The 8,189-nt window shown below is 63.8% G+C and carries 7 protein-coding genes; 2 read left to right on the plus strand and 5 right to left on the minus strand.

Annotation, left to right across the window (positions count from 1 at the left end):
* Nucleotides 1–72: 72 nt before the first annotated feature.
* Entirely contained in the window at nt 73–375 is a 303-nt protein-coding gene (locus ATM97_RS03350) for a hypothetical protein (RefSeq protein WP_218716448.1), read from the minus strand.
* A gap of 509 nt (nt 376–884) precedes the next feature.
* On the opposite strand from ATM97_RS03350, the gene ATM97_RS03355 reads away from it, so the two are divergent.
* On the plus strand, nt 885–3,035 hold the full coding sequence (locus ATM97_RS03355; protein ID WP_218716449.1) for an AIPR family protein: 2,151 nt from the start codon (nt 885–887) through the stop codon (nt 3,033–3,035).
* A gap of 39 nt (nt 3,036–3,074) precedes the next feature.
* Here ATM97_RS03355 and ATM97_RS03360 read toward each other — a convergent pair whose 3' ends face one another.
* From ATM97_RS03360 to ATM97_RS03370, 3 genes are all read right to left on the minus strand, one after another.
* On the minus strand, nt 3,075–3,437 hold the full coding sequence (locus tag ATM97_RS03360) for a hypothetical protein (RefSeq protein ID WP_218716450.1): 363 nt from the start codon (nt 3,435–3,437) through the stop codon (nt 3,075–3,077).
* A 697-nt stretch (nt 3,438–4,134) separates the two neighbouring features.
* A complete protein-coding gene (locus ATM97_RS03365) occupies nt 4,135–6,396 on the minus strand; it encodes an N-6 DNA methylase (protein ID WP_218716451.1) in 2,262 nt (753 codons plus the stop codon).
* Nucleotides 6,393–6,593, minus strand: coding sequence for a hypothetical protein (locus tag ATM97_RS03370; protein ID WP_218716452.1), 201 nt, complete (start codon nt 6,591–6,593; stop codon nt 6,393–6,395). The genes ATM97_RS03365 and ATM97_RS03370 overlap by 4 nt, the downstream gene beginning before the upstream one ends.
* Before the next feature lie 552 nt (nt 6,594–7,145).
* On the opposite strand from ATM97_RS03370, the gene ATM97_RS03375 reads away from it, so the two are divergent.
* Nucleotides 7,146–7,298, plus strand: coding sequence for a hypothetical protein (locus ATM97_RS03375; protein ID WP_218716453.1), 153 nt, complete (start codon nt 7,146–7,148; stop codon nt 7,296–7,298).
* A 37-nt stretch (nt 7,299–7,335) separates the two neighbouring features.
* On the opposite strand, the gene ATM97_RS03380 is transcribed toward ATM97_RS03375, so the two are convergent.
* On the minus strand, nt 7,336–7,899 hold the full coding sequence (locus tag ATM97_RS03380; RefSeq protein WP_218716454.1) for a hypothetical protein: 564 nt from the start codon (nt 7,897–7,899) through the stop codon (nt 7,336–7,338).
* Between the last annotated feature and the right edge of the window lie 290 nt (nt 7,900–8,189).

The following is an 8,189-nucleotide window of genomic DNA, read 5'->3' on the forward strand; positions in this document are numbered from 1 at the left end:
CGACGCGGCATCCACGTCATTCGGCCGCATTCCACGTCTTTGCACTCGGCTCGCACCTGATCCATCGTTACGTCAGCCCACCGATCGGGACGGTTCATCATGTCGGCCGTCAACTTGTCCTTTTCGTTCCACCCTCATGCCCGAGTCATACCTGGCGGCCCATGCCGCTACGCTGGCGAGGATGTCGACTACACCACGCCCGAAGTTCCTGGGACAGGTCATCGCGGCGGCACTCCACCGGAAGGGACAGTCGGCCACCACGAGGAGCAGCGGTTCGATGTCGTTGTCATGCGCGGCCAGACAACCGTTGAGCTCGAGCCGGGCCGACTCAGGCACGTAATGATCGGCCAATACTCCGAGCAGCGCCGAGGGCATCCAGTTCTTCTTCGATCTCGAAGGGCATCCACATCGGACAGGTACGCCGACGCCTGCCGACTCGGCCGACCCGGTGGTCCGTCTCGTCAGTGAGGCCGTCGCGGCGACACTCACCTGTTCGCATGTCGGCGGTCGCCGCCACGCGCCCCCGTCATCAGCCGCCGAGATCACCAACAGCCCGGTGCTGCACGGAATCAACGAGTCATGAGGCTGCCGGCTGCGGCGATGGCCGACAAGGTCGAGAGAACCGCAGCCGACCTCGACGAGCTGGGTTCTGGGTGCGACCAAGTGACGGTCGGCCGAGACAACAGACCTCCGGTAATCGTGATCGGCCTCGGCCCGAATAGGCGAGATGGGTTGTCGCGCACAAGGATGAGTTCGGTCAGTGCCGGACAGCCGACCGATCGATCTGCCAGGATGTAACCCGAGCACGTCAGGAGGAGACGGCTGTCCACGCGAAGCGGTGGGTTGCGGTTTGCGTAGGCCGATGGCTGTCAGGAGGGACGAGATTGACCAGCACACATGGCGACGCCACCGTACCGACTCAAGTTCGCCAGGTCGGCCGGGCGCTCCGAACGATCTATATCGAATCCGATCTGCTCGATATCAGTGATCTCGACGGCCGCCCACCGGAGGAGGTGGAGCCCCGCGCACTGTCACGAGCCCTCACCGCCCAAGCGGTCCGGATCGTCACCGGATTCGGCCATCACGAGGCCGCGCTCACCGTGATCGACGGGTCCGCCGACCAAGGCATCGACGCGATCGCGGTAGTCGACGGCACCGACCCACACATCTATCTTGTCCAAGCGAAGTGGAGCAAGACTGGCAAGGCGCAGAGCGAACGCTCGGCGGTGATGGAACTGCTGTCTGGGCTACGTCTGATCGACGACGGCGACTTCGCGCCGTTCAACCCCCGCGGTCGCGTACTCGCGGAGCGCGCGCACTCCGAGTTGACCAAGCGCCCGGTCCCTGTCACGCAGGTCATCGTCTTGATGCGTGCCGACGAGGTGACCGATGGTTTCACCGACGCCTTGATCAACGGCGAGAAAGAATTCAATCGACACGGCACGGTGCTCGATCATCGAATCATTCTCGCTCACGAGGTTTGGGAATCTGTCCGAAACGATCTCACTCCTCCACCGGTCGATCTGAACGTCGAGTTGTTCCCCTGGTTCGAAATCGGCTCACCGCACCCATCCTTCCAAGGGGTGGTCAACGCCGGAGATATTGCTGCCTGGGTCGAAACAGGATACGACCTGTTCAGCGCGAATATCCGAAATCCACTCGGCCGAACCCGCATCAACAACGAGCTGATCGAGACCTTGACCGAGGAGCCTGCGAGTTTCTGGTACTTCAACAATGGGATCACCGTACTCTGTGAATCGGTCGAAAGAACGAACCGCAATATGCGTTCACCACAGAACCGGCCGCTGTCATTGACCCTGAGCGGCGCCAGCGTCGTCAATGGCGCGCAGACGGTGAAGTCCATCGCCGAAGCCGTCCGGCAGGACGACACAGCGGGCGAGGCGCAAGTGGGTGTGCGCATCATTGTCACCGGGTCCGCGAAGGACTTCGCCAAGCGCACCACCCAGGCGACCAACCGTCAGAATCGCGTGGAACCACGCGATTTCATCGCTTTGGAGCCACTGCACGCCGCCATCATGGCGGATATGCGGGCCGAACTCGGCCTCGAGTACAGCGTGCGGCGCGGTGAACTCGAGCCGCACGCAGATGCCGGCTGTTCGGTCGTGGAGGCGGCATGTGCGCTTGCCTGTGCCCATCCGGACAGTCAGTACGCGGCGCGCATCGCGACCACCTTGGATGTGTTGTGGGAACGCGGTTCGCAAGGCATCCACGATGTCCTTTTCCGGCCACGCCCGAGCGCGTATCAAGTATGGAACGCGGTGCTCGTGCTGCGTGCGGTACAGCGCGCCGTCCACCGTCTGCAAGGAAAGTTCGCTCGCCGCGGTGTCGTACTGATGGACCACGGCAAATATCTGCTGACACATCTCGTGTTCCGAAAGCTCGATGCCGACGGCTTCGATGAGCCCGATCCCGATCTGGCTTGGTCCGAACGTGCCGAGCGTGAGATACCGGACCTGGTCAAACAGCTGGTTCCGCAGGTGACTGGGATAATCGATGACCGATTCGGCGATCGCGCGCGACTGCAGGCCGTCTGCTCGGACATCGACAGATGTCGGGAGATCACGCATCAGGTTCTGTGTGGAGACGGCCTGCTGCCGGAGCTCGTGACGCAGCGATATCGCAGGAGCAATCAAGTACGCACCCGCCGTCGACCCAATGCCGTCACGGTACTGATAGATCGGGGAATACTCGCCGAAGGCACACCGCTGGTTCTTTCGAACAACTTTCCGGTGGAAACGGCCGCCCTGGCGAGCTGGCTGGCCGAGGATCCGAATCGCGCGCGGGGTACCTGGATCCCCCACCGTCAACGCCCCATTCTTTGGGCGGCCGACGGCAGGCAATATTCGCCGTCGGGCCTGATCTCGCATATGTGGGAGCTTGCCGAGTGGGCCGGTCGACCGGTCGCGAATCAAGGGACGACGCGATGGGTGACCCCGGAAGGCGACACCTTGGCTGATCTCGCTGGGCGAATCCTCGACCACCTCGAGGATTCCGCTGACGACACCGAGTCGTGAATATCGCGATGGCAGAGGAGGTCTGAGGGTTCCCGACGATCACGGTTCCTGATCCGGGTGGCGGAGCGCAGCCAATCGGGCCGCGATGTCGAGAGTCAGTGGATTGTCGGGGCCCCGCAAGATCATCAGATCGTCACGAAGCGCTTCCAGCAGTTCCATCGCCTCGGTGAGATCACCCGTCCCTAGGAGCAGTTCGGCAAGGTCAGCGCGCAACTGGAGCGCGTGTTCACTGCTGTCACCGCTGGCGGCAACGATATCGTCGAGGAGCGCACGCAAAGCCGCGAGTCCGCCATCGATGTCCCCGAGCTGCATCCTGCACTGGGCGCCTATGGCCCGGACCTCCCATGCCGACTCGCTGAACTTCCCTTCGACCCGGCGGTAGGCCTTGGCGAGCGAATCCAATTCGCCGAGTGCACGCCGGTATTCGCCGCCGAGGGCCCAGGACGTGCTTGGCGCCCATCCATCATCCCGGTATCAATCGTGTCCTCAAACCTGTCAGTGACGCGTGGCACAGTCACGCCATGAAAGTATATGGACGCAACGCCGACTCAGATGTGATGGCGGACGAGCATGCCCGAATCCGGGGCTCGCAGACCGGATCGCCGACGCCGAAGGGCTTCCGCGCACGGTCATGTCCCTTGCACGACCTGAGTGCCGTTGCCACGCAGCGCCCTTAGCGCCACCAATAGCCCGGTGACCTTCGATCGTCGGCGAAAGTCGGCAGCGCTGTCAGGCACTGCCAACTAATGTCCATCATCTACAGCGGCACGCGCCGCTGAATTTGTCGGGCACGACGTCGCACGACGAGCATCGGTCCGCGACATCCTGCCGACGAGCCCTGCGGGTTCGTGCGGGCCATACCCTTGCGAACGTCTCCCATAGGAGAACCATGTCCGGAGTCGGCCCTTCAGCTGTCCCCGGCCGTTGTTGCCGATCCCGCGCACCACTCGGTTTTCACCCCGGCCGGTCGCCGTTTCACGGCGTATATTCGAGCGACGCCGAGAACTCCTTGTGACACGCTGACCTTGCACACCCCAAACTCGAAACCATCGCGTGGATCGTCACCCTCTGGGTCGAACCGCGGGTTCGATGCGGGGATTCACGCTACATCCGGGCCGATGCCGAGCACACCACCAACCAAACCCTCTGCCAACAGACCTCGCAACTTCTCCTCCGCCTCGATGGCGTCCCGCAAGGCGGCAATCCTGGTCTCACGGTCTCGCAACGCGGCCACGATCACCGCCTGCTGGTCGAGGGGCGGCACCGGAACGTCGAGCTCAGCGAGAGAACGCGCGCTCATCGTCGGTGCGACGTGTACCGACGCGGTTGCCCGGATTCGGTCGCTCGTCCGACGGCTGAGCAGAAACTCGAGCAGGTATCGGGGATCGAGTGGTCCGTCGGAGGGGAGCCTGAGGCGAGTCAGATTGGAGTCGTACAGCCATCCGGACATAGGCGACGCCGTCATCGCGGCATCCTGAACCTGGCCGACTCGAACCACGAGAATGTCGTCGGCCTCCAGAATGTAATCCGCGAAGTCAGCGGCGATTTCGTCTGTTGTGCGATCGAGCCCGTCCGTGTTGATTCGCCTTGCTTCGAGGCTGCTCGGCCGCAGGACCGGCACCGTCGCGTCGTCGCCGGTCACGATGCGTGCCCGGGTCAGCCTGGACGGCCCCGCCTTGATTTCGCACAGGTCGCCGAGTTTGTGGATTGTCCAGTCCGCTGGATATCCAGATTCGCGAGTATCGGTGCGCAGGAAAGAGATGGGAGGCGGAGCGGAATGCCGAACGCTGTCCAGCGCTGCATCCGCCGCCCGCCCGAACTCCTTGATGCCGTGGATTCGCTGCTCACCGGCAAGCTCATCGACGTCGAGGTACGTGTGCGGAGTCAGGACGTAGTCGTGTGTAGCGACAACGGAAACAGGGACGGCCACCGCCCGTGCCGGTCCGACCGCCCGCTCGACAGCCACCTCGCGGGTTTCGCCCGCGACCAGCCCTGAGGGCGCCCGCGTCAATGTCGCGATCTGTTCAGCGCCCGCCAGAACCGGCCTGTCGCGCTCGCTGATTTTGAATTTCGACGATGTCGCATCAACCATGACGATGGAGGGATCGTCGACGCCACCCGCCGGCCGGCCGAGAATCCACACTGCCGCGTCAACCGACGACACCGGAAACAGGTCGCCCGACAGGCGGATAATTGCCCGCACAACGCCCTTGTCTATCAATGCCTTCCGAATGTTGCGCTCGTCCGCATCCGAGGTCGCGGTGGAGGAAACCGGCATCAGCACGGCCGCCCGTCCTCGGTCGGCAGTCGCGGTAAGCGCCGCTTGAAGCCAGGCGAAGTTCGCGCGGCGCGGCGGCGGTTCCCCGTAGTCCCAGGTGGCATCGGTCTCGTCGAGCGGCTGATTGAAGGGCGGGTTGACCACGACCACGTCGTGCTGGCGCATCTTGCCGCTGGACCATGGCGGGGCCTGGGTGACTGAGGTGGTGGCGGTGTGGCCTCGCATGATCAGATTCATGCGAACCCTTCGAATGATCGAACTGTCACGCCCGATCACCTCCACGTCTGCGGAGGCACGTGAGCCCGTTACCGCGGACACCAACTCCCCGTGCCTGCAGTAAAGATCCGCCACGCTGAAGCCAGATCCACTACCCGGCCGTACGCACTCGGCCATCAGCTCTGCCACTGCTTGCGGTGTCTGGTAGGTGGATGGTGTTGCCCCCTCGGATTGTGCCAGGCCTCGATGAATCGTTTCAAATCCGTCGACGCCCAATCCTCCGCCGATCTTGATCAGCCGCTGCACGGCGTCCGGCCGGGCTGACCGAATGTGATCGAACAAGGCTGCCGCATCGGAGGTGATCCCATGTCGACGGAACACCGGATCGACCTCTCTCACGATGGTTCCCACCGCTCCGCGCGCCGACTCGATGCGATGCCACGCGGCACCGTCGACCACCCACACGAACGCGAGAGAAAGAACCGCCTCCAGCACAGCTGCAGGGGCCGCGCCAGGAAATCCACGGGTGGCGAGAGCTTTCGCGTCCAGAACTGCCTGCCGCGGATCCGCAGGGCCGGATCGCGGTGACACCGTCGCATTTCGATTGGCGAAGTGACTCCGCAGGCGATCACCATACGTCACCCCCGCCGCCTCCCCATGCCACACATTTCGTAGTGGAACGGCTCGTGCATCCAGCCACGGCAGCAGTTCTCCCACGCTGTATGTCCGAAGCCGGCCCTCGAGGTGGCCGTCGGGGAACCCCGTGCCGCGACCTCGCCAGTGTGCGATCGACGCGACATCGACACCGATAGCAGCAGCCAGCTCGGCTGTGGTCATCTGCTCGGCGAACGGAATGTCGCCGCTCACCACGGCAGTCCGGACCGCAGAACCAGGCACGCGACCACCACGATCGACGTCAGCGCGGCAGCGAGGAATACCACTTGTAGAGCCTGCCTCCATCCCGCTTGTCCGGAGAGATAGGCGTCGAGCAGGGTGCCGATGAGCCCGAGGACGGACGTCGGACGGTTGGGTCGGCGCGGTGCGGGCGGTTGGACGGAAGCCATGATCCCCTCGAATCTTGTTGTGGCGTTCTGAGTCCATACCTTGCCAGCAGCGTCCGACTGACACAACTGATCATGTGTCATGCAGCTGGACATCTGTCAATGATCTAGCCCGCGCAGAAGCAGGTATACCCAGTTCAGTGGTAGGGTTGACCTCTCCGAGCAAGAGACAACTGACATAGCGACCATCCGCGTACTAATACTACGCCCGCCATGGCTGGTTCCGCGGAGTACGCCCCACGTCCCGCGACCATCGACGAACGGCCCGGCACCATCGCGGCAACGGCCTGCCCTCGTCAACCCATGCGTCGTCCAATCCGTCCGTGTAGCCGGAGCATGGTCCCTGCCGCGTTCTTCCGGACGACATAGCAAGGAGAGATCCCGTTTCGAGCAGCCACAGCGGCAGATCGCGTACTGAACTATGTTGATAGGCAGCGTGTTCCACAACATTGCCCGATGGGGAGGCCAGAGCGTGGTTGATAGTGGGCGGGCGCGGCATGCTTGGCTGGTTCGGGCGGGGACAGCGGGAGGGGCGGGCGCTCGAGGACGGGCTGGTTGGATCAGAGTCAGGTGATCGAGTTGGTGGAGCAGGTGCGGGTGGTGCGGAATGAATTGATGCAATTCGCGACCGATCCGCTGTCGGCCGGGCAGGAGGCCGCGGTGCACGGTCTGCTCCAGGTGCTGCGGACAGTGGAATCCAATCCATGATGCCGCCAGGAACGCAGCTCAACGCTTCGAGCGGTCGTTACCCGCTGACGGAGAACGGGAACAGCGGCAGTTTCGCGAGTTGCTCGCCCGGCTTCATGACGAATGATCGGCCGGTGCAGTCGCCGTTCTCCCAGAAGGTCTGAGGGACAGTGCCGCCGTTGACGATGGAGCCGGCGCCTTGCGGGCCGAGACTCGCGACGCCCAGCTCCAGGCAGCTCTGCGGTGCGACCGACGGCACTTCGCCGTGCGGGAGGGTGTGCAGCAAGTCCTTGAAGTCGGGCATGCCCCACCAGCACACTGTGGCCTCGGGGCACTGCTGAGTCAGGACCGCCGTCGGCGTGCGTGGCGAGGTCGTCGTCGGATTCACCGTGGCCGGAGCGATAGGTGTGGTGACCTGTGTCTGCGTACTGGGGCGAGCAACGGACGTCACGGAACCGCCGCTCGGTGGGACACCGCCATTGGCATCGGACTGCAGTGCCATGAAGACGAGTGCCGCACCAACCACGCCCGCTACGAGGAAACCACCGGCCACCACCAGCTTCACGGTGTTCCGGTGCTCTTTCGTGCCCTCGCGGCTCACCACGGTTTCGCGCCGCCACACGCCGAAGTTCGTGCTGGACCGCGCTTTCCGTGTGTAGGACTCGTTCTGCGCACTCCGGTGCTCCGCGCCGAGACTCGCGCGACCGTGGACATGGGCCTTCGGTTCGCCCTCGGCGGGCGGGAGTTCTCCACTCACCGGCACAGGGTATCGCCAGTTCCGTTGGGACGAGCGAGCATTGGGTGATCCAGCCGGGTCCGGGAACGCAAAAAGGCCCTCCAACCGTAGTTGGAGGGCCTTTCGCAATGATGTTCCGGCGGTGTCCTACTCTCCCACACCCTGTCGAGTGCAGT

The sequence above is a fragment of the Nocardia sp. MH4 genome, assembly GCF_019266065.1.
Lineage (GTDB): Bacteria > Actinomycetota > Actinomycetes > Mycobacteriales > Mycobacteriaceae > Nocardia > Nocardia canadensis.

Bases quoted from the DNA above. Each gene is read 5' to 3' on its own strand.
- ATM97_RS03350 (WP_218716448.1), bottom strand. From the start codon at position 375: ATGCCCTCGGCGCTGCTCGGAGTATTGGCCGATCATTACGTGCCTGAG.
- ATM97_RS03370 (WP_218716452.1), bottom strand. From the start codon at position 6,593: ATGGCTTCCGTCCAACCGCCCGCACCGCGCCGACCCAACCGTCCGACG.